22 protein-coding genes and 1 pseudogene are annotated in these 20,719 nt (G+C 66.4%); 8 read left to right on the top strand and 15 right to left on the bottom strand.

The genetic code is table 11. The features are described 5' to 3' along the window. Positions 1-12 precede the first annotated feature (12 nt). Positions 13-1,254: a mandelate racemase/muconate lactonizing enzyme family protein gene (locus EOHIBHHM_RS17045; RefSeq protein WP_497252701.1), complete on the top strand. Its 1,242-nt coding sequence runs from the start codon at positions 13-15 to the stop codon at positions 1,252-1,254. 311 nt (positions 1,255-1,565) lie between these two features. Continuing rightward, a pseudogene (locus tag EOHIBHHM_RS17040) lies at positions 1,566-2,523 on the top strand (acetamidase/formamidase family protein). 11 nt (positions 2,524-2,534) lie between these two features. On the opposite strand, the gene EOHIBHHM_RS17035 reads toward EOHIBHHM_RS17040, so the two are convergent. From EOHIBHHM_RS17035 to EOHIBHHM_RS17025, 3 genes are all read right to left on the bottom strand, one after another. After that, positions 2,535-2,930 (bottom strand): hypothetical protein, encoded by a 396-nt coding sequence (locus EOHIBHHM_RS17035; protein WP_497252699.1) that lies wholly within the window; start codon positions 2,928-2,930, stop codon positions 2,535-2,537. Positions 2,931-2,969: 39 nt separating this feature from the next. Further along, positions 2,970-3,488, bottom strand: coding sequence for an MOSC domain-containing protein (locus EOHIBHHM_RS17030; protein WP_497252697.1), 519 nt, complete (start codon positions 3,486-3,488; stop codon positions 2,970-2,972). 189 nt (positions 3,489-3,677) lie between these two features. Then, positions 3,678-4,313 (bottom strand): ferritin family protein, encoded by a 636-nt coding sequence (locus EOHIBHHM_RS17025; protein WP_497252695.1) that lies wholly within the window; start codon positions 4,311-4,313, stop codon positions 3,678-3,680. Positions 4,314-4,515: 202 nt separating this feature from the next. Here EOHIBHHM_RS17025 and EOHIBHHM_RS17020 point away from each other — a divergent pair, with 202 nt between their 5' ends. Beyond that, on the top strand, positions 4,516-5,643 hold the full coding sequence (locus EOHIBHHM_RS17020) for an MBL fold metallo-hydrolase (RefSeq protein WP_497257032.1): 1,128 nt from the start codon (positions 4,516-4,518) through the stop codon (positions 5,641-5,643). 28 nt (positions 5,644-5,671) lie between these two features. Here the strand turns inward: EOHIBHHM_RS17020 and EOHIBHHM_RS17015 are convergent, their stop codons facing one another. Beyond that, complete coding sequence (locus tag EOHIBHHM_RS17015; RefSeq protein ID WP_089824491.1) at positions 5,672-6,001, bottom strand: 2Fe-2S iron-sulfur cluster-binding protein; 330 nt, start codon at positions 5,999-6,001, stop codon at positions 5,672-5,674. A gap of 122 nt (positions 6,002-6,123) precedes the next feature. Between EOHIBHHM_RS17015 and EOHIBHHM_RS17010 the strand changes: the two genes are divergently transcribed. Both EOHIBHHM_RS17010 and EOHIBHHM_RS17005 read left to right on the top strand, forming a co-directional pair. Then, a complete protein-coding gene (locus EOHIBHHM_RS17010; protein WP_497252692.1) occupies positions 6,124-6,612 on the top strand; it encodes a YciE/YciF ferroxidase family protein in 489 nt (162 codons plus the stop codon). Between the two features lie 145 nt (positions 6,613-6,757). Continuing rightward, complete coding sequence (locus EOHIBHHM_RS17005; RefSeq protein WP_497252690.1) at positions 6,758-7,228, top strand: DUF5799 family protein; 471 nt, start codon at positions 6,758-6,760, stop codon at positions 7,226-7,228. 22 nt (positions 7,229-7,250) lie between these two features. On the opposite strand, the gene EOHIBHHM_RS17000 is transcribed toward EOHIBHHM_RS17005, so the two are convergent. From EOHIBHHM_RS17000 to EOHIBHHM_RS16955, 10 genes are all read right to left on the bottom strand, one after another. Next, complete coding sequence (locus EOHIBHHM_RS17000; RefSeq protein WP_170864792.1) at positions 7,251-7,400, bottom strand: DUF7557 family protein; 150 nt, start codon at positions 7,398-7,400, stop codon at positions 7,251-7,253. A 111-nt stretch (positions 7,401-7,511) separates the two neighbouring features. Beyond that, positions 7,512-7,793 (bottom strand): HPr family phosphocarrier protein, encoded by a 282-nt coding sequence (locus EOHIBHHM_RS16995; protein WP_497252688.1) that lies wholly within the window; start codon positions 7,791-7,793, stop codon positions 7,512-7,514. A gap of 213 nt (positions 7,794-8,006) precedes the next feature. Beyond that, entirely contained in the window at positions 8,007-8,978 is a 972-nt protein-coding gene (gene leuB, locus EOHIBHHM_RS16990) for a 3-isopropylmalate dehydrogenase (protein ID WP_497252686.1), read from the bottom strand. Continuing rightward, positions 8,971-9,591, bottom strand: a complete 621-nt coding sequence (gene leuD / locus EOHIBHHM_RS16985) for a 3-isopropylmalate dehydratase small subunit (RefSeq protein WP_497252684.1) — start codon at positions 9,589-9,591, stop codon at positions 8,971-8,973. The genes leuB and leuD overlap by 8 nt, the downstream gene beginning before the upstream one ends. Beyond that, complete coding sequence (gene leuC, locus EOHIBHHM_RS16980) at positions 9,588-11,009, bottom strand: 3-isopropylmalate dehydratase large subunit (RefSeq protein ID WP_497252682.1); 1,422 nt, start codon at positions 11,007-11,009, stop codon at positions 9,588-9,590. Before leuC ends, leuD begins: the two co-directional genes overlap by 4 nt. Continuing rightward, positions 11,002-11,244 (bottom strand): DUF7989 family protein, encoded by a 243-nt coding sequence (locus EOHIBHHM_RS16975; RefSeq protein ID WP_497252680.1) that lies wholly within the window; start codon positions 11,242-11,244, stop codon positions 11,002-11,004. The genes leuC and EOHIBHHM_RS16975 overlap by 8 nt, the downstream gene beginning before the upstream one ends. Further along, entirely contained in the window at positions 11,241-12,284 is a 1,044-nt protein-coding gene (gene ilvC / locus EOHIBHHM_RS16970) for a ketol-acid reductoisomerase (protein WP_497252678.1), read from the bottom strand. The genes EOHIBHHM_RS16975 and ilvC overlap by 4 nt, the downstream gene beginning before the upstream one ends. Then, positions 12,277-12,945: an acetolactate synthase small subunit gene (gene ilvN / locus EOHIBHHM_RS16965; protein WP_497252676.1), complete on the bottom strand. Its 669-nt coding sequence runs from the start codon at positions 12,943-12,945 to the stop codon at positions 12,277-12,279. Before ilvN ends, ilvC begins: the two co-directional genes overlap by 8 nt. Next, complete coding sequence (ilvB, locus tag EOHIBHHM_RS16960) at positions 12,942-14,699, bottom strand: biosynthetic-type acetolactate synthase large subunit (protein WP_497252674.1); 1,758 nt, start codon at positions 14,697-14,699, stop codon at positions 12,942-12,944. Before ilvB ends, ilvN begins: the two co-directional genes overlap by 4 nt. Positions 14,700-15,011: 312 nt before the next feature. Next, complete coding sequence (locus tag EOHIBHHM_RS16955) at positions 15,012-16,262, bottom strand: LeuA family protein (protein WP_497257030.1); 1,251 nt, start codon at positions 16,260-16,262, stop codon at positions 15,012-15,014. A 302-nt stretch (positions 16,263-16,564) separates the two neighbouring features. Between EOHIBHHM_RS16955 and EOHIBHHM_RS16950 the strand changes: the two genes are divergently transcribed. After that, positions 16,565-16,858 carry a DUF5779 family protein gene (locus EOHIBHHM_RS16950; RefSeq protein WP_497252672.1) on the top strand — a complete coding sequence of 98 codons (294 nt, stop codon included), beginning with the start codon at positions 16,565-16,567 and terminating at the stop codon, positions 16,856-16,858. Between the two features lie 23 nt (positions 16,859-16,881). Here the strand turns inward: EOHIBHHM_RS16950 and EOHIBHHM_RS16945 are convergent, their stop codons facing one another. Continuing rightward, positions 16,882-17,631, bottom strand: coding sequence for a VOC family protein (locus EOHIBHHM_RS16945; RefSeq protein WP_497252670.1), 750 nt, complete (start codon positions 17,629-17,631; stop codon positions 16,882-16,884). 211 nt (positions 17,632-17,842) lie between these two features. Here EOHIBHHM_RS16945 and EOHIBHHM_RS16940 point away from each other — a divergent pair, with 211 nt between their 5' ends. Together EOHIBHHM_RS16940 and EOHIBHHM_RS16935 are read left to right on the top strand one after the other, a co-directional pair. After that, positions 17,843-18,532, top strand: coding sequence for a hypothetical protein (locus EOHIBHHM_RS16940; protein ID WP_497252668.1), 690 nt, complete (start codon positions 17,843-17,845; stop codon positions 18,530-18,532). A gap of 96 nt (positions 18,533-18,628) precedes the next feature. After that, the gene (locus EOHIBHHM_RS16935; RefSeq protein WP_497252666.1) at positions 18,629-20,686 is read left to right on the top strand and encodes a hypothetical protein; all 2,058 of its coding nucleotides are present in this window, start codon (positions 18,629-18,631) and stop codon (positions 20,684-20,686) included. Positions 20,687-20,719 lie beyond the last annotated feature (33 nt).

The following is a 20,719-nucleotide window of genomic DNA, read 5'->3' as shown; positions in this document are numbered from 1 at the left end:
AAATTAGCGCATATGAGCCGCAACTACGCAGAGCTCCACGATCCGAACGCGGAGTATACGATGCGAGAACTCTCGTCGGAGACGATGGGCGTCGCCGCGAAGCGCAGCGGCGGTCGCGACGTCGAGATCACAGACGTTCAGACGACGATGGTCGACGGGAACTTCCCGTGGACGCTCGTCCGGATCTACACCGATGCCGGTGTCGTCGGTACCGGCGAGGCGTACTGGGGTGCCGGTGTCCCCGAGCTCATCGAGCGGATGAAGCCGTTCCTGATCGGCGAGAACCCGCTGGACATCGATCGCCTGTTCGAGCATCTCGTCCAGAAGATGTCTGGTGAGGGCTCGCTGCAGGGCGTCACCGTCACCGCCATCTCGGGTATCGAGGTCGCGCTGCACGACACCGCGGGGAAGATTCTCGACGTCCCCGCCTACCAGCTGCTCGGCGGGAAGTACCGCGACAAGGTACGCGTCTACTGTGACTGCCACACGGCCGACGAGGCCGACCCGCAGGCCTGCGCCGACGAGGCCGAGCGCGTCGTCGACGAACTCGGTTACGACGCCCTGAAGTTCGACCTCGACGTCCCCTCGGGCCACGAGAAGGACCGCGCGAACCGCCACCTCCGGGACTCCGAGATCCGCCACAAGGCCGAGATCGTCGAGGCCGTCACCGAGCGCGTGAAGGACAAGGCCGACGTCGCCTTCGACTGCCACTGGACGTTCTCCGGCGGCAGCGCGAAGCGACTCGCCGCCGCCATCGCCGACTACGACGTCTGGTGGCTCGAGGACCCCGTCCCGCCGGAGAACCACGACGTCCAGCGCGAGGTCACCCAGTCGGCACCCACCACACCGGTCGCCGCCGGTGAGAACGTCTACCGGAAGCACGGCCACCGTCGTCTCCTCGAGGAGCAGGCGGTCGACATCATCGCGCCCGACATGCCGAAGGTCGGCGGGATGCGCGAGACGCGGAAGATCGCCGACATGGCCGACACCTACTACGTCCCGGTCGCCATGCACAACGTCGCCTCGCCGGTCGCGACGATGGCGAGCGCCCACGTCGGCACGGCCATCCCGAACTCGCTCGCCGTCGAGTACCACAGCTACCAGCTCGGCTGGTGGGAGGACCTGGTCGAGGAGGACGTCATCGAGGACGGTTACATCGAGGTGCCGGAGAAGCCCGGCCTCGGCGTGACCGTCGACATGGACGTCCTCGAAGAGAACATGGTCGACGGCGAGACGTTGTTCGACGAGGAGTGAAACGACTCGTCGTGCCGGAGAATCTCTGATTCGCCCTGTTCGACGAGGCGTAAGCTTCGTCGTGCTCACAGAGCTTTGCTCTGTGTCGTTCGACGAGGAGTGAAACGACTCGTCGAGCCAGCAGCACGGAGTGCTGCACTGTTCGACGGAGCGTAACGTCGTCGGACTGGAGCGTCGAAGAGTTCGCGTCGCTGTTTTTCGCTCGTTCAGCTGTTCGAGTGGTGACGACCCGAGGGAAGACCGCCCGACGGCGCACGCAGACTTCCGGCACCTCGACACTTTTGCCATCAGAGCACGTCACGTGGTATCACATGCCCGAGAGTTTCACCGTCGACTACGAACTCAGCGACGACGACGAGAACGTCCACCACGTCTGGGACAACAGCCTCGACCCGCTCGTGACGGTCGAACCCGGCGAAGTCGTCCGCTTCGAGTGTCGCGACGCGCTCGACGGACAGGTCGGCCCCGACTCGACGGCCGAGGACCTCGCGAACGCGAGTTTCGACCCGGTCCACCCGTTGACCGGCCCCGTCGCCGTCGAGGGTGCCGAACCGGGCGACGTCCTCGCCGTCGAACTGCTCGACTTCGAGCACAAGGGCTGGGGCTTTACGGGATATATGCCCGGAGACATGGGTCTCGGTCTCCTCCCGGAGGACTTCGAGGAGGCCGGCCTCCACATCTGGGACCTCGACGACGGCGTCGGCCACTTCGTCGACGGGATCCGAGGTGCCGCTGGACATGTTTCCCGGCATCATCGGCGTCGCACCCGGCGAAGACGGCGAACACGACACGCTCCCGCCGAGAGACACCGGCGGTAACATGGACGTCAAACACATGACGAAGGGGTCGACGGTCTACCTCCCCGTCGAGACCGAGGGCGCGCTGTTCTCGACGGCCGACTGCCACGCCGCGCAGGGCGACGGCGAGGTCTGCGTCACCGGGGTCGAAGCACCGATGTTCGTCACCGCCCGCTTCGACGTGCGGAAGGACATGGAGATCGAGCAACCCCAGTTGGAGACGACGGGGCCGTTCACACCGACGGGGCAGGACGAACCGATGTACGCGACGACCGGCATCGCCGACGACCTGATGGAGGCGACGAAGAAGGCCGTCCGCCACATGATCGACCACCTCGAAGCCGAACGCGACCTGACCCGCGGCGAGGCGTACATCCTCTGTTCGGCGGCGGTCGACCTGAAGATCAGCGAGGTCGTCGACGCGCCCAACTGGACCGTGACGGCGTACCTGCCGGAGAGCATCTTCCCGTAATCGGGAGCCCCTCACGCTGTCTGCTCTCTCTGTTCTCTCTCGCGTGCGACCCATCGTACGCCTCTGTGATCGAACCACCAGAGACCGACGGCGACGGCGACGACCCACGAGGCGACCGAGACGCCGACGTGTTCCCACGGGAAGCCGACGTACCAGCCTACTGCTCGTCCGAGGAGGAAACCACAGAAGACGAACACGCCGAGACGAAAGACCGTACTGGACTTGAGACCGGGTTCGACGGCGAGCAGTGCGTACGTCACCGGAAGCGACAGCACCGCGTTTGCGAGAACCGCGCTACTGCTGTCGAGGAGTACGGAGAACACGGAGATTCCCACCGGGGCGAGAACCATCGTCACTACGAACCACAGGTCGAACACGCGGAACGGGGTGACGTCGCGGGAGGGCATCGTCGACTACTCCACGGGCCGACACGTAACCACTTCGCCTCACTCCCCACGCAACCGCTCGGCGATGGACTGCCCGACGTCCCGCGGCGCTTCCTCGACGACTTCGATCTCGTCGCCGACGCGAACCGTTCCTCCGGTCACGACGTCGGCGCAGATACCGCCACGTCGGTCTTTCAGCGCCCGCATCACCCCTTCCTCGTCGGCGACCTCCTCGACGTGCGCACAGGGGGGTCGCGGACGCGTCCCTCTGAACGTCGCGTCGCCGACCCGAAACGTCGTCTCCAACAGGTCGTAGAGGTCGACGCCGCGAGTGACGACGTTGCGGCGGTGCCGCCCGTCGGTCAGGTCGATGTCGAACGCCTCGCGGATCTCCTCGATCGCCTCAGCCGTGACGAACGTCACCTCGCAGACGTCGAACGGCGAGTAGTAGCCCTCGCCGGTCTGGTAGCGGTCGCCCGCGAGTCCACCTTCGACAGCCTCCACCGAGTCCAACTCCTCCATCGGGGCCGACCCCTCCGGTGCGACGAAGACCGTCTCGACGCGTCCTCTCTGTGTCATATCCACCAGTAGTACCGGAGCCGGGAAAGCAGTTGGTACGGACGGCGTCGTGGGGTTGCTGGAGCTCTCCTGACTCTCCCACCGCACCGAACCAGCGTCGGCCAGCGAGATGCGGCTTTTGCGGTCCAGATCTTTTGGCGGGGTCAGAGGCTGCCGTAGCCAGCCGAGAACCCCGTGAAGAAAGGTGGATTAGCAGACCGGCTTCGGGTCCAGCCCCATCCCGCGCAGCGAGTCGGCGTAGTCGTCGTAGGCGAGTTGGATCACGTACTCGGCGACCATCTGTGCGCGTTCCCAGTCGTCGTCTGTCTCGCACAGGTCGTCCAACAGTTCTAGTCCGAGGTCGATCTCTTCCTGTGTCTCTCGTTTGAGGTCCCGAAACAGGTCGGCACGCGTCTCGTCGGCCTCGTTGACGAAGAAGCTGACAATCTGGGTGTGCGAGCGGACGCTGACCAGTCCGCGGCCGACGAGACCGGCGGCGAGTCGTTCGACCGTGTCGTCGCGGCCGCGGAGGTAGGTGTGCATCGCGCCGCCGTCGGCGGGGTCGAACTCGGGGTCGTCGAGTTCGGCGACGACGCGGCCGTAGTGGTCGTCCTCCTGTGCGGCGACGCGCTCGAACGCCTCGCGAGCGTCGTCGTCGCACTCGTTGTCGGCCCACTCGTGGAACGTGTTGCGCGCGGCGTTCTCGCTGTCGGCGGCGACTCGGAGCACCACCGGCGTCTCCAGTTCGGCGTCGGTCAGCGCGACGAGGAGGTTGTTCGACCCGAGTCGGGAGAGCTGCGTCGCCTTCGACTGCTCCAGCGAGTCGCGGAAACTGTCTGCGTCCATACGGGAGAGACGGTCGCGACGGGTTTCAACGTTCCCGCGGGAGCGTCGGAGCGCGGGGTCGCCTGCGGAACGTCGCGACCGACTGCGACTGACCGCGACCGACCACGACCGGCCACGACCGACCGCGACTCGGGTTTTTACTCGCCGAACGCGTAGACGTTCCATGACCGACGCTCCCGACTCCGACAGTCAGGTCCCGTCGCTGTCGCCGGCGGCCCTCCGTCGACGGCTCCGCGAGGGCGACCCCCTCACCGTGCTCGACGTCCGCGACCGCGAGGAGTTCGAGGCGTGGCACGTCGACGGCGACAACGTCGAGGCGACGCAGATCCCCCACGCGAAGTTCATGGCCGCGAAAGTGAAGGGGACCGCCGCCGACCTCGTCGCCGACCTCGACAAGCCGATTCTCGTCGTCTGCGGCGAGGGGAAGGCGAGCGCCTTCGTCGCCGAGACGCTGCTCGACGCGGACGTCGAGGCGATGAACCTCGAAGACGGGATGGAGGGGTGGGCGCGCGTCTACGAACCCGTCGAACTGCCGCACGCCGAGGCGACGGTGCTCCAGTACCAGCGTCCCTCCAGCGGCTGTCTCGCCTACCTCGTCGTCAGCGACGGCGAGGCGGTCGTCGTCGACCCGCTCCGAACCTTCGCCGACCGATACGTCGCGGACGCCCGAGAGCGAAACGCCGAACTCGTCGCCGCCGTCGACACGCACGTCCACGCCGACCACGTCTCCGGCGTCCGCGACGTCGCCCGCGAGACGGGATGTGCCGTCGTGCTGCCGGCGGGTTCCCGAGACCGGGGACTCGCCTTCGACGCTCGCCTTCTCGGCGACGGCGAGGTCGTCGCCGTCGGCGACGTCGGGCTGACCGCGTTGGCGACGCCCGGCCACACGACGGAGACGACGTCGCTCCGGCTCGGCGACCTGCTGTTCTGCGGCGACACGGTGTTCCTCGACGGCGTCGCCCGGCCGGATCTCGAAGTCGGTGAGGCGGGGGCCGAGGAGATGGCGCGGACGCTCTACCGGACGGTTCACGACCGACTGTTCGCGCTTCCCCCGACGACGCGCGTCGCTCCGGGTCACTTCGGCGACGCGACGACGCCCGACGAGCGCGGCGCGTACGTCGCGACGCTGGCGGAACTCCGCGACCGACACGCCGCGCTGTCGATGGACGAGACGGAGTTCGTCGAGTTCACCGTCTCTCACATGCCCCCGCAACCCGCGAACTACGAGACCATCGTCGAGACGAACCTCGGTCGACGCGAGACCGACGAGGAGGAGGCGTTCGAGCTCGAACTCGGTCCGAACAACTGCGCCGTCGCGGGGGCGGACTAGAAGGAAGGAGACGAGACGGAACGGAGCGTCAGTCGTCGGCGGCGGCCGAGTCGGCGGTGGCTTCGACGTCGTTCTCGATGCTCGGGGGGTACTTCCCGCGGTCGAGTTTCAGGTCGGACTGCGGCCGGGCCATGCAGGTGAGCGCGTAGTGCTCGCGCTCCTCGTCGGTGAACCCGCGGGCGGCGGGTTGGACGACCTCGCCCTCGACGATCTCCGCGGAGCAGGCCAGACACATCCCGACGCGACAGGAGTACTCCTGTGCGATCCCCTCCTCGATGCAGGCTTTCAGGATCGTCTGTTTGTCCGACACCTGGATGGTCTCGCCCGTGCCGACGAACTCGACGGTGTACTCGGTCATACTCCGGGCTACGGAGGACCTCGGCAAAACTCTTTATCCCTCACCGTCGGTGGCGATGGGCTTGATAATACAGCCAGACCGTTCATCCGACGTCCGGGCAAACGAACAGGTGGACGCAAACCATGACTACCGACTCGACACAACAGCTCTTGGTCGAAGGACTGCAGGAGATGTACTACGCCGAGAAACAGCTCGTCGACGCACTGGGGACGCTCGCGGAGCAGACGAACGACGAGACGATGAGCGAGGGGTTCTCCGAGCACCGCGAGGAGACGCAGACGCACGTCGACCGCCTGGAGCAGGTGTTCGACGAGATCGGCGAGGAGGCCCAGACGCGCGAGGACCGCGTGGTGACGGCGCTCATCGAAGAGCACGAGGCGTTCGCCGAGGAGAACGACGGCGACGTTCTCGACCGGTACAACGGCGCAGTCGGGCAGAAGACCGAACACTACGAGATCGCCGCCTACGGTAACCTCACCTCGCTGGCCGGCAAGCTCGGCCACGACGAGGCCGCCGACCTGCTGGAGGAGACGCTCCGCGAAGAGGAGGAGGCGCTCGAGGAGGTCACCGAGGCCAGCGAGCAGTTCGACCAGCAAGCGGTCGATCAGTAGACGCGCTCACCGCCTCGTCCGACCTTCGACCGTCGACGTGCGTAACCGTCGGTCTGCGTCGAACCGCTCTTTTCTATCGGGACGCCCCGACGTCGCGTCGGAGGGCAACAAAACCCTGATACACCTACTCACCGAAGGTGTGTGCATGGCTAACTGGACCGACAGCATCGTCGGCGACCGGATGACGGTCGACCGGGAGTTCAACGACCGCGTACAGGCCTCGCAGTTCTCCGGACAGGAGTGGGGGCTCATCATGACGGCGACGGAGTTCGAGATCGAGAACGCCGAGGACGAAGAGCAGGCACGGATCGTCGCCGACACCGAGAAGCTCCCGCAGATCATGCCCGAACTCGAGAACATCCGCTCGCAGATGGGGGCGATGGGCGGTGCGCCGAAGGAGTCGAGCGGCAGTGGCGGTGGCGGAGCCACCGGTAGCGGCGGTGGGCTGTTCGGGTCGATAAAACGTGCGTTCGGACTCGGTAGCGACGGTAGCAGTGGTAACGACGAACGGCTGGAGGCGGCTGAGCGACTCACACAGGAGTACGCTGACGCGCTCCAGCAGCATCTGGAGTCGAACGGGAAGTGGAACCAGGTCCGGATCGCCTACCAGGAGTGACTCGACCGTCGAGAGCTGACCGTCAGATCTCGTCGCCCGAGTGGAACAGCGTCATCTCGTTGGCCTCGTAGATGTTGATGAGTTCGTTGACGATCTCGTCGTAGTCCTCGTCGTCCTGTCGGAGGCTGTCGAGTCGTGCGACCGTCTCCTCGTCGAGGTGGATCTGGGGCATAGTCGTCCCTTCGCCTCCCGCCCCCTTAACCTCACGCCAAAAAGGTGAAACCCGTCCGTCCGTTCGAGACCGGGGCCGTCGGACTGCGGGACAGTCCCCGCGGCCGCTCGCTCACGCCTCTCCGAGTTCGGCCTCCGGCGTCGTCAGCACCTCCTCGAGTGCGTCGAGTGCGGCCTCGGCGTCGTCCCCCTCCGCGATGAGGCGGACCTGTTCGCCGTCGCGGACGCCGAGACTGGTGATCCCGATCATGCTCCCCGCGGCGACGATGTCGTCCGAGTTCGCCCGCGAGATGCGTATCTCAGAGTCGAATCGCTCGACGGTCTCGACGAAGACGTCCGCGGGGCGGGCGTGGAGACCGGCCTCCGTCGAGACCGTGACGATGCGTTCCCTCATCGACTCTCCTCCGCGAGGGCGTTCCGACAGCGGCGGTGGAGACGGTGCTGTGATCGACCGATGTCGCGAATCATGTGTGTCATGTACTCTCGCAACCAGGCTACGTAAGTCGTCTGGTCGCCGTGCTCTCGTCTCAGATCCGAGAGACTGGCGCCGCGGCGGTGGTGTGTCCGTCGAGGAAGTCGCCAGAACCGACCGCTCGGCGGCGCTCGATCAGTTCAGTCGCGAGACGACGGCCTCGGTGACGTCCTCGGTCGACGCGTCGCCGCCGAGGTCCGCCGTCCGGGGCCCCTCTTCGAGGACGCCTTCGACCGCCGACCGGACGGCCTCGGCCTCCTCGTCGTAGTCGAGGTGGTCGAGCAGCATCGCCGCCGAGAGGATCGTCGCCGACGGGTTAGCGACGCCCTCGCCCGCGATGTCGGGCGCGGTGCCGTGGACCGGTTCGAACAGCCCCCGTTCCGGCCCGAGGTTCGCCGAGGGGAGCAGCCCCAGCCCGCCGACGAGTCCGGCGGCGAGGTCCGAGAGCACGTCGCCTGCGAGGTTCGGGCAGACGACGACGTCGAACTGCGTCGGGTCCAGACAAACTCTGGTCGCGAAGGCGTCCATCAGCACCTCTTCGGTCTCGACGCCGTTCTCCTCCGCCACCGAGACGACCGCGTCGCGGAACCGGCCGTCGGTCTCGCGCATCACGTTCGCCTTGTGGGCGATCTGGAACGAACTGTCGTCCACGTAGTCGCAGGCGAACTCCGCGAGTCGTTCGGACGCCGAGGTGGTGACGACGCGCGTCAGCGTCGAGAGGTCCTCGGAGAGGCGGTTCTCGTGGCCCGAGTAGACGCCCTCGGTGTTCTCCCGGAGGAAGACGAGATCCGTCTCCGGACGGACCGCGTCGACGCCGGGGTAGGCCTTCGCGGGCCGGACGTTGACGAACGAGTCGACGGCCTCCCGGAGCGGGAGGATGACGTCCGCCGCCGTCTCGCCCGCCGCGCCGAACAGCGTGGCGTCCGCGTTGGCGACGAGGTCGTAGGTCTCCTGCGGGAGCGCCTCGCCCGTCTCCTCCTTCACGGCGTCGCCCGCGTCGGCCTCGACGTACTCGAAGTCGCCGACGGTGTCCAGCACTTTCCGGGCCGCCGGGACGACCTCCTGTCCGATGCCGTCGCCGGGGATGACGACGATCTCCTCAGTCATCGAGACTCACGTAGGGTAGCGACTCGGCTTTCTCACGGACTGCCTGTGCATTCGACTTCATCAGCGCGGTAGTGTCCCAGACGCCGTCGACGAGCGCCCGCCGTTGGGCGTCGTCGACCGTGACGTCCACCGTCCGGTCGCCGTAGGTGACCGTCTCGGCTTCGACGTCGACGTCGATCTCGCCGTCGGGGTTCTCCTCGACCCACTCCTGCAGTGCGGTGACCGTCTCACTGTCTGCGGTGACCGTCGGGATTCCGAGTGCGAGACAGTTGCCGGCGAAGATCTCGGCGAACGACTCGCCGACGAACGCGTCGATTCCCCAGCGCATCAGCGCCTGCGGGGCGTGCTCTCGCGAGGAGCCACAGCCGAAGTTGCCGTTGACGACCATCACGGAGGCGTCCTGGAAGCGCTCTTCGTTCATCGGGTGGTCCTTCTGTTCGTCGTCGTCGTCGAACCGCTGATCGAAGAACGCGAACTGGCCGAGGCCGTCGAAGGTGACGACCTTCATGAAGCGCGCCGGGATGATCTGGTCGGTGTCGATGTCGTTGCCGCGGATGGGGACGCCCGTACCGGAGACGTAGTCGACTTCGGGGATCTCCTGTTCGTCGCTCACGCCAGATTCACCTCCTTCAGTTCGCGCACGTCGGTCACGTGACCTTCGATGGCCGCCGCGGCGACCATCCGCGGGTTCATCAGGACGGTCCGGCCGTCCTTCGACCCCTGTCGACCGACGAAGTTCCGGTTCGACGAGGACGCACAGGCCTCGTCGCCCTCCAGTTGGTCCTCGTTCATGCCGAGACACATCGAACAGCCGGCGTTGCGCCACGTGAAGCCGGCTTCCTCGAAGACGTCCTTCAGTCCTTCTTCTTCGGCCTGCTTCTGGACGCGCTGGCTGCCGGGGACGACCATCGCGCGGACGTCGTCGTCGACCTGTCGACCCTTGACGAGTCGGGCCGCACGCCGCAGGTCGGCGAGTCGGGCGTTGGTACAGGAGCCGAGGAAGGCGACGTCGACGTCGTAGCCCTCCATCGTCTCGCCGGGCGTGACGCGCATGTGTTCCTGCGCACGCCGGGCGGTGTCCTGCTTGTCCTCGGGCAGGTCCTCGGGGGCGGGGATGGGCTGGGTGATGCCGACGCCCTGTCCGGGGGTGGTTCCCCAGGTGACGACCGGCTCCAACTCGTCGCCGTCGATGGTGACGACGTCGTCGTACTCGGCGTCCTCGTCCGACCGGATCGACTCCCAGTAGGGCTTGAGCTTCTCGAACCTCTCGGGGTCGTCTGCGAACTCGTCGGTCTCCGCGAGCCACTCGTAGGTGGTCTCGTCGGGGTTGACGTAGCCCGCGCGAGCACCGCCCTCGATGGACATGTTGCAGATGCTCATGCGACCTTCCATGTTGAGGTTCTCGATGGCCTCGCCGGCGTACTCGTAGACGTAGCCGACGCCGCCGTCGGTGCCGAGGCGACGGATGATCTCGAGGATGACGTCTTTCGCTTCGACGCCGTCACCGAGTTCGCCGGTGACCTCGATCTTTCGCACCTGCTGTTTCTCGAAGGCGAGACAGCCAGTCGCGAGGACGTCGCGGATCTGGCTGGTGCCGATACCGAACGCCAGCGCGCCGAACGCCCCGTGCGTCGAGGTGTGGCTGTCGCCGCAGACGATCGTCTTACCGGGCTGGGTGATCCCCTGCTCTGGCCCGATGACGTGGACGATTCCCTGGTCGCCCGTCGTCGGATCCGAGAAGTTGATGCCCGCCTCGCGGACGTTCTCCTCCAACTCGGCCATCATCTCTTCGGCGGCGTCGTCGCCGTAGGGACGAGACTGGTCCGCCGTCGGGACGATGTGGTCGACCGTCGCGTGCGTGAGTTCGGGGTAGGCGACCTCCATGTCGCGCTCGCGGAGCATCCCGAACGCCTGCGGACTCGTCACCTCGTGGATGAGATGGAGGCCGACGAACAGCTGGGTCTGCCCCGTCGGCAGCTCCGTCACGGTGTGTTCGTCCCACACCTTGTCGTAGAGCGTTCCCTCACTCATCTACGTCGTCCTCCCCGGCCGATACGCCGCGGGTCCACACCTCGTTCGCGCTCTCGCCGTGCGGCGGGGTGTGGTCGATGTCTTTCATCTCCGTGCTCTTTGCGGCCGTGTCGTCCGAGCGACCGCCGTCGGCGACGGCGGGGCCGCGTCGGTAGACGTAGCCGAACGTCTCGCCCGTCTCCGGGTTGGTGTGGCTCACGTCTTTCATCGGCTGTCGGTCGTTCTCCTCGCTCATGCTGTCACCTCGGTCTTCTCGTCGGTCTCCTCTTCGTCTTCCTCGGCCCACGCGAACAGGCTACGGAGGCGTGCGCCGACCTCCTCGATCTCGTGGTTCTTTTCGGCCTCGTAGAGCTGGTTGTACTGCGGACGGCCCGCCTGGTTCTCGACGATCCACTGACGGGCGAAGGTGCCGTTCTGGACCTCTTCGAGCACCTCTTCCATGTTCTCGCGAGCGTGCTCGTCGATGATGCGCGGGCCGCGCGTCATGCCACCGTACTCGGCCGTGTCCGAGACGGAGTGGTACATCGCGCCGATGCCGCCCTCGTACATCAGGTCGACGATGAGCTTCATCTCGTTGAGACACTCGAAGTACGCCATCTCCTCGCTGTAGCCGGCGTCGACGAGCGTCTCGTAGCCCTGTTTGATGAGTTCCGCGATGCCGCCGCAGAGGACGGCCTGCTCGCCGAACAGGTCGGTCTCGGTCTCCTCGCGGAACGACGTCTCGACGACACCCGCGCGGGTGCAGCCGAGCGCCTTCGCGTACGCGAGCGCCTCGTCTTTCGCCTCGCCGGTCGTGTCCTGGTAGACGGCGAGCAATGCGGGCGTCCCCGAGTTCTCGACGTAGTTGCGGCGGAGGATGTGTCCCGGCGTCTTCGGGGCGATCATCGTCACGTCGACGTCCTCCGGCGGCTCGATCTGGTTGTAGTGGATGTTGAACCCGTGGGCGAACTGGAGCGTGTTACCCGCCTCCAGTTCGTCCTCGATGGCCTCGAAGACGGCCGGCTGGACCGTGTCGGGGACGAGGACGCTCACGACGTCGGCCTCGGCGGCCGCGTCGTCCGGCGTCGCCACGCGGAGGCCGTCGTCTTCGGCCTGTTCCCACGAGGAGGAGTCCTCGCGGAGGCCGACGACGACGTCGACGCCGCTCTCGTGGAGGTTCTGGGCGTGGGCGTGGCCCTGACTCCCGTAGCCGAGGACGGCGACCGTCTTGTCGGTGATGTGCGCTGCGTCTGCGTCGTCGTCGTAGTATACTTCGGTGGTGAATTCGTCAGTCATCGTAGTTGAGTGTCTGGTTGTCGTCTGTGGCTGTTGCGGACTCTGCGGGCGACTCGCCCGGCGTCGTCGGTGTGTCGCCGCGGGCGAGCGCGGTCTGGCCGGTTCGGGCGATCTCGATGATGCCGAACTGCCGGAACGCGTCGACCGCGTCGTCGATCTTCTGCTGGTCGCCGGTGATCTGGACCGTGATCGTTCTGGGTCCGGCGTCGAGGGTCTGTCCCTCGTACATCTGCGTGATGGCGTGGACCTTGTCCGGTTCCTCGCCTCGAACTTTGAGCAAGACGAGTTCCGCGCGGACGGCGTCAGTCCCCAGTTCGCCCACCGCGATGGCGGGTTTGAGCTTCTTCAACTGCTTCTTCGCCTGGTCGATGCCGGCGTCGGTCTCCTCGACCACGAGTGTGATACGCGCGTGGCCGTCGACCGTCGTCGGGCCGACCGTCAGGCTCTCGATGTTGAACTGTCGGCGGCTGAACAGCCCCGACACGCGCGAGAGCACGCCCGGTTCGTGTTCGACGAGCGCGGAGATGACCGCGGTTCGCGGCTGCTGTTCGGCCTCGACTTCGGGGTCGATGCGTTCCCCGTGGGTGTTCCGTCGTCCCTCGGGGTGCGGTCGGTCGTCGGGTGCGGGACCCTGCAGTCCCTGCTGTGTGTCCTGCGTCATAGCTGGTCCTCCGAGAGGGCGAACTTGCCGTTTGCACCGCCCGAAGGCACCATCGGGTAGACGTTCGCCGCCGGGTCGATGTGGAAGTCGACGACCGACGGGCCGTCGTAGGCGAGCGCTTCCTCGATCGCGGGTGCGACGTCGTCGTACTCCTCGACCGCCCAGCCGCGAGCGCCGAACGCCTCGGCCAGCTTGTCGAACTCCGGACACCAGTCGTAGCCGGCGGCCATCCGCCGCCCCTCGAAGAAGGCGTCCTGCCACTGCCGGACCATCCCGATGTACTCGTTGTTCAGGACGGCGACCGTGATGTCGAGGTTCTCGCGGACGGCCACGGAGAGCTCCTGAATCGTCATCAGGAACGAGCCGTCGCCGTCGATACAGACGACCTCCTGGTCGTCGGCGGCGGCGAGTCGGGCACCGATGGCGGCGGGCAGACCGTACCCCATCGTCCCGAGGCCGTGCGAGGAGACCCACGTCCGAGGATGTTCGAACCGCCAGTACTGGGCGGCCCACATCTGGTGCTGACCGACGCCGGTCGTGACGATGGCGCGGTCGGAGGTCGCCTCGTCGAGCGCCTCGACGACGAACTCGGGTTTGAGTGGCTCGTCCTCCGGTGCGGCGTAGTCCATCGGGAACTCGTCTTTCCAGGTCTGGCACTGGTCGCGCCACTCGCGTGCGTCGGGCGCGCGGTCCAGTTCCTCGGTCAGCTGATCGAGGACGGTTCCCGCGTCGCCGACGAGCGGGTAGTCCGCGTAGACGTTCTTGGATATCTCCGCGGGGTCGACGTCGACGTGGACGACCTCCGCCTCGGGGGCGAAGCTGTCGACGCCGCCGGTCAGGCGGTCGTCGAACCGACAGCCGACAGCGATCAAGAGGTCCGTGTGGGTAATCGCCATGTTGGCGTAGCCGGTGCCGTGCATGCCGGCCCACTCCAGACAGAGCTCGTGGTCGTCGGGCATCGTCCCGATGGCGGGCATCGTCTCGGCGACGGGGATGCCGTTGTCGATGGCGAACGCGCGGGCCGTCTCCGTCGCGTTGGCCTTGATGACGCCACCGCCGAAGAGGAGTAGCGGCTTCTCGGCGCGTTCGATGGCGCGGGCTGCCTCCTCGACGGCCTCGGGATCGGCGTCGGTCTGGTGGACGTGCGTCTCGGGCGGTTTCGCCGGACCGGGTTCGCGGTCCGTCTCGCCCAGCGTGGTGTCCTTCGGGAGGTCGACCAGCGTCGGTCCCGGTCGGCCCGTGCCGGCGAGCGCGAACGCCTCGCCGACGGTGTCGCCGACCGTATCGGAGTCGCTCGCGAAGTAGTTATGTTTCGTGATGGGCATCGTGACGCCCGTCGTGTCCGTCTCCTGGAAGGCGTCCGAGCCGACCATCGCCGAGGGGACCTGTCCCGTCAGCGCGACCATCGCGTCCGAGTCCATGTTGGCGTCGGCGATGCCGGTGACGAGGTTGGTCGCGCCCGGCCCGGACGTCGCGAAGCAGACGCCGGGGTCGCCCTTGACGACGCCGTAGGCGTCGGCCGCGTGGGCAGCGCCCTGCTCGTGGGCCATCGTCACGTGCTGGATCGACGAGTCGTAGAGCGCGTCGTAGACGGGCATGATGGCGCCACCCTGGACGCCGAACACCGTCTCGACGCCCACGTTCTCGAGGGCGCGGACGGCGGATTGGGCGCCGTTGGTGACTTGTCTCTCGGTCGATTCCTCTGCTGTCTCTGCGTCAGCGTCGGTCTGTGTCGCAGGTTCGGGTTCGCTCATTGGGTACCACCGTGTCGATGGCTCTGGGTTTGGTTCATTGTACGCGTGGCTTGGTGCTCTGAGAACGATGCAAACGCCGGGTCAGAAAGGGTGGTGTGAGGGGCTAGGCGGCCCCTACAATAATGAGCGACCGAACGACAGCAGCGCTGGCGGTGGCGGCGGACCCACGTGCCGTGGCTGGCTGCGTCATCGTGTTCGGTCGATTCGGCCGGACTGTGATAACCTTTTCGCGAGGCGCAACGGTTGCGCGAACCGTCCGGCGCGTTCGCTATCCGCTCGTCGGTCGGGGAAGCGGACGGCGACCGGGACATCCTACGCCCGGACCTCCTCCGTCTGCGTGACGCCCTCTTCGCGGGCGAACCGTTTGAGCTCGGACATGGTGACGCGCTGCTTCTCGGCGCCGTAGTCCTTCACGCGGCGCGTGACCGCGCGGACCTCGTCGTCGGTCGGCTCGAAGCCGGCGTCCTCGAGTCGCTTGCGGACCGAGTGGGTGCCGGTGTGCTTGCCCAGCACGAACTCGCGGGTCGCTCCGACCATCTCCGGCGTCATGACGCCCGGCTCGAAGGTGTCGGTGTTCTCCAGCACGCCCGCGGCGTGGATGCCGCTCTCGTGGGAGAAGGCGTTGCGACCGACGACCGGCTTGTTCGCCGGGATGGGGATGTCCGAAGCCGACTCGACGAGGCGAGCCAGCTCGGTGATGCGCGTGGTGTCGACGCCCGTCTCGACGCCGTAGAGCGATTCGGCGGCCATGACGACCTCCTCGTAGGCGGCGTTGCCGGCGCGTTCGCCGATGCCGTTGACCGAGACCTGTGCCTGGTGCGCACCGGCCTCGAACCCCGCCATCGCGTTGGCGCTGGCGAGGCCGAAGTCGTCGTGGGCGTGGACGTCGATCTGGGCGTCCGTGTGCTCGCGAACCTTCCGGACCAGCGTGGCCATCCGGGTCGGCGTACAGACGCCGCAGGTGTCGGGGATGTTGATCCAGTCGACGCCGGCGTCGTCGACGGCCTCGACGATGTCGACGAGGAACGACTCCTCGGTCCGGGTGGCGTCCATCGGCGAGAACATCGCGTCGACGCCGGCCTCCTTGACGCGTTCGACGGAGGCGACGGCGCGTTCGACCGCCTCTTCGCGGCTCGCGTGCATCGAATCCTGCAGCTGGACGTCGCTCGTCGAGACGAAGACGTGGACGAGGTCCACACCCGAGTCGAGTGCGGCCTCCACGTCCTTGTCGACGACGCGGGCCAGCCCGCAGGTGGTCACGTCAGTCGACGCTGCGATGTCACTGACGGCTTCGAACTCCGCGTCGGAGTTGACGGGGAACCCGGCCTCGATGACGTGGGTGCCCATCTCGTCCAGCACGGCGGCGATGTCGCGCTTCTCCTCGTAGCTGAACGAGGTGCGTGGCGACTGCTCGCCGTCGCGGAGCGTCGTGTCGAAAATACGTACTTCCTCTATCTCAGAAGTGTGTTCCAGTGTGCCCTGGAAGAACTCGACCCGCCGGACTGGTATCCGACGTGCCCATGTTGTCGTTGGACATTGTACTCGATGCCACGGCAGTAGCAGTATATAAGCCTGTCCCTCAGACAGTCGGTACCATGGTTGGTATGATAGCTGACACCACGCCCGGTTCGCGGAATCGCACGACGTAATCGACTACTGTCTCTCATGAAGACCTTATATCTGATAATATCACTTGGACGCCGAGCCACCGAGGAACAATCGTTGAATAGTATATTTTTAATCTGTTATACTTAAATTAACTCTCGAAGGACTCACGCGCACCTTCGACTGGACGAGCGTGGACTCCCGGGACAGTCGCAGGCGGTGACCGAACGCTTTTGCCACCCCCATACAAGGGAGACGGTATGAGCGACTTCGACCTCGACCTGCGGGGCGCAGAGGGAGAGCTCGACGAGGACGAGATTCAGGGCGACGTCGTCCTCGGCGTCCTCGACGGGAGCACCGAACCGAGCGTGTGGATCCGGAACGTCGAGCAGGGGAACGTGCTGGTCCTCGCCATCGAGGGCGATCTGAACACCCTCGCGGCGGGGTTCGCACGCGAGGTGAAAGACATGGGTGGCGAACTGATGCACTTCCGGAAGTTCCTCGTCGTCGCCCCCGAGAACGTCGACATCGACACCGACCGTCTCACCAAGTAGTCGGTGACGAGTCCGGGGTTCGGTCAGCGTTCGACGAACGTCACGACGTGACAGTCGGGGTCGCGAACGCGGAGCCGACGAACGTCGTCACCACTGTCGACGACGACCGGATCGGAGACCCACTCGTCGACCGTCTCGACGGCGGCGTCCGGGTCGGCGACGCCGAGTGCGAGGTCGACGTGGACGCCTCCGCGTGCGTCCGCGAGCCCCAACTGTGGTTCCCAGAGTTCGAGGTCGAACGGGCCGCGAAGTCTGACCCGCCGCCGTTCGTCGCCACGGTCGACGACGTCGAATCCGAGTGCGAGATAGAACGCCTCCGCACGGGCGAGCTCCTCGACCTCGAGGACGACCTCGAAGATACCGGTGAGACCGGACCCGTCGCTTTCGTTCGTTCCTTCGGTTCCGGCCCCATCGCCGCTGTCGGCGTCGCCAGCGTCGTCGATGCCGCCGATCTCGACGCAGTGATCGTCGGGGTCGTCGACGTACAGCGACCGGTAGGTTCCGAACGTGTACTCCTCCGGGTCGAGATCAGCGAGGTCGGCCAGCCAGTCGTCGTACTCGTCGGCGGGCGTGGTGAACGCGAAGTGCGTGTGGAGACCGCCGCGCGGGACGCCCGACGGTCGGCGGAGCACGAGGCTCGTCTCTCCGACGGTGTACGTGACAGCCGTCTCCGAGACGTCGGCGGGGTCGAGTCCGAGGCGATCCTCGTAGAACGCGCGCGCTCGGTCGAGATACTTGACCTCGAGCCCGAGCCGGTCGAGCGCAGTGAGCATAGTGGGGGTACGGGGCGGCCGACGTATAGTAGCTCGTGCAACTGTTCACACACCCGACCGCACGACATCGATCGGTCAGGTGTGTGATGACGTGCACTCGTTACTATGAAGCCCGTGTGTGGCGTCGACGTCCCCGTCCGTGAGCGCCCCAGACCCGGAGGGATACACCGGGAGACCGCCTTTTAAGCGAACTCCACCCCTACGACCGGTCATGCCGATGAAAGGCTCGGGTCAGAGCGAACTGCGCGAGATCGACCGCTGGGAGGACGGCGTCGGGTGGATCGCCTACCCCGACGAGGGGATGCAGCGGGCGAGTCACGCGTTCGTCGCCGACGACGGCGGCGTGTGGGTGGTCGATCCGGTCGACACCGACGGCGTCGACGACCTGCTCGCGGAGCTCGGCGACGTCGACGGCGTCGTCGTGATGCTCGACCGACACAAGCGCGACGCGGCCGACGTCGCGAACCGCCACGACGTGTCGGTGTACGTCCCCGACTGGATGGCCGGCGTCGCCTCCGAGATCGAGGCACCGGTCGAGCGGTTCGGTCGCGAACTCGCCGACACCGGCTATCGAGCCATCACCGTCCGTGACTCTGCGGTCCCGCCGTGGCAGGAGGTCGGACTGTACCACGAGGAGAGCGGGACGCTCGTCGTCCCCGAGTCGGTCGGGACGGCGGACTACTTCCTCGCGCCGGGCGAGCGTCTCGGCGTCCACCCCATGCTCCGGCTGTTCCCGCCGGAGCGTCAACTGGGACGACTCTCACCGGAGCGCATCCTCGTCGGACACGGCGAGGGTGTGACCGACGACGCGACGTCGGCGCTCCGGGACGCACTCGACGGTGCACGCCGGCGAACGCCCGCGCTGTACGGGAAGACGCTCCGAACGTTGATCTCGGGATAGTTTCAGTCGTCGGAACATTTTTGTGAAGCGAGTGGAAACGGTTGGGCATATGAACACTGTGTCGGTCGACGCCGGACGCGACGGAGGTGCGGAACGGTGACAGTCTCCATCGCGACACGAGAGACCGACACGGGACTCACGGTGTCCGACGCCGTCGAACGCCGCCAGTTCGTCCTCGAGACGCCGACGGACCCGAAGCCGGTCGCAGTCGACACCGACCGGTTCTGGTTCCCCGTCGACCAGGCAGTCGGCGTCGAGACGACGTCGCTCACGCTGCCGAGCGTCGTCGCCACCTACGTCCGCACGGGGGACGGCGAGATGCTCGCGGAGGTCGACCACTTCGACAGTCACGACTTCCCCGCCGGCGAGTACAGCGTCGAACTCTGCGCGCCGATCAAACTCTACGTCTACACGGACGGACCGTTGACCGTCGAGTCGATGGCCGACCGGATGGAACTCCGCTTCGACGACGACGCGGAGGTGCTCGTGGGTGCGCGCTCCCACCACAAGCGACCCGAGGCGACGATCACGACGACGGCGGACCCCCGAGACCAGATGGCGGCCGTCTCGGCGCTGTCGTCGGCGCTGAAGACGACGACCTGCGAGCGCTCCTATCCGACCCTTCGGGGGCATCCGCCGACGATCGAACTCGGCGACGAACTCGACGTTCCCGAGGAACTGTCGCCGCCCGACACCGGCGTGCGTATCGAAATCCCGCCGACGCGTCGCTACCTCTACCCGGCCGCACCGCTGGCGTACTATCTCGGTGCGACCGTCGAGGCCGGTCCGGTCCCACGGATCGTCACGGACAGCGGATTCGAACACCCGCTGGACTCGCCGCGCGGGTACGAAGCGGAGGTCGAGCGCGTCCTGAAGCAGACGTTCTTCTTCGACTGTGTGACGCGGACGGAGGGGTACTACAAGGTCGACCTCCACGAGCGGGCCGCAGTCGAGGAGTTCGTCGCGCTCGACTTCGCCGACCTCTACGACCGTTCGCTGGCGGAGCAGCTGGAGGCGTACCTCGACGTCCCCTACGCCGTCGTCGAGGATCACGTCCCGGAGTGGAAACTGACGACGCACGTCGACCCGACGCCCGAGAACGCCGAACTACTTCCGTTCCTCGTCAACGACCTGGCGGTCGTCCGCCTGCCGCAGGGGCAGTCGGTGTCGCCCTCGGAGGCGCAGATGGCCGCCATCGACGACTTCACGCGCGACGACTTCACCCGGAGCGCGACGGACGGCGGCACCGGCGCACCGGCGCTCGTCCAACCCGAACAGACCGACTCGCTCGAACAGGCGTGGGCCGGCGAGGACGCGCCGGTCGGCGCGAGCAAGGCGTCGGTGCAGGCGTTCCGCAACCGCCTCGACCGCACCGCCTCCGACGGCGACATCGACATCACCGTCGTCTGCAACGACGACGCGATGGGCGAGGAGGGGAACCTCGCCGAGGCGGTGTACGGCTCGCGCGACGATCTCCCGTTCGACGTCACCATCTACCGGAACCTCTCGACGGTCGCCCTCCGGGCAGTGCTGGAGACGGAGATGGACTTCCTGCACTACATCGGTCACATCGACGACGAGGGGTTCGACTGCACCGACGGAAAACTCGACGTCGACGACCTCGACACCGTCGGCGTCGACGCGTTCCTCCTGAACGCCTGCCGCTCCTACGACCAGGGGATGGCGCTCATCGAACGCGGTGCCATCGGCGGCGTCGTCACGCTCACCGACGTCATCAACAGCGGCGCGGTGCGCGTCGGCAAGACGATGGTCCGACTGTTGAACCAAGGGTTCCCGCTGCGAGCGGCGCTCGACATCGCGAAAGACCAGTCGATCGTCGGCGGGCAGTACATCGTCGTCGGCGACGGGAACATGGACGTGGTGCAGGGAGAGAGTCAGATGCCGGTGCTCATTGAGATAGAGACAACCGAGGAAGCGTACCAACTGACACCTCGGATATATCCCAACAGCAGTCACGGGATGGGTGCGATGACGAGCACCTTTATTGGTGACTCACAATATCTGGCATCTGGACGTCTGAGCAAGTGTGAAATCACGGAGTCGAAACTACGGCAGACATTAGCTATCGAGAATATGCCCATCTACTTCGACGACGAGTTTGCTTGGAGCGATGACGTTCTCAATTCGTTGTAGGATATTATCTCACTTGTATCGTCCTGTTACTGA

It is taken from the genome of Halogranum roseipondis (genome assembly GCF_059695585.1).
This window is presented reverse-complemented; position numbering and strand designations above follow the sequence as displayed.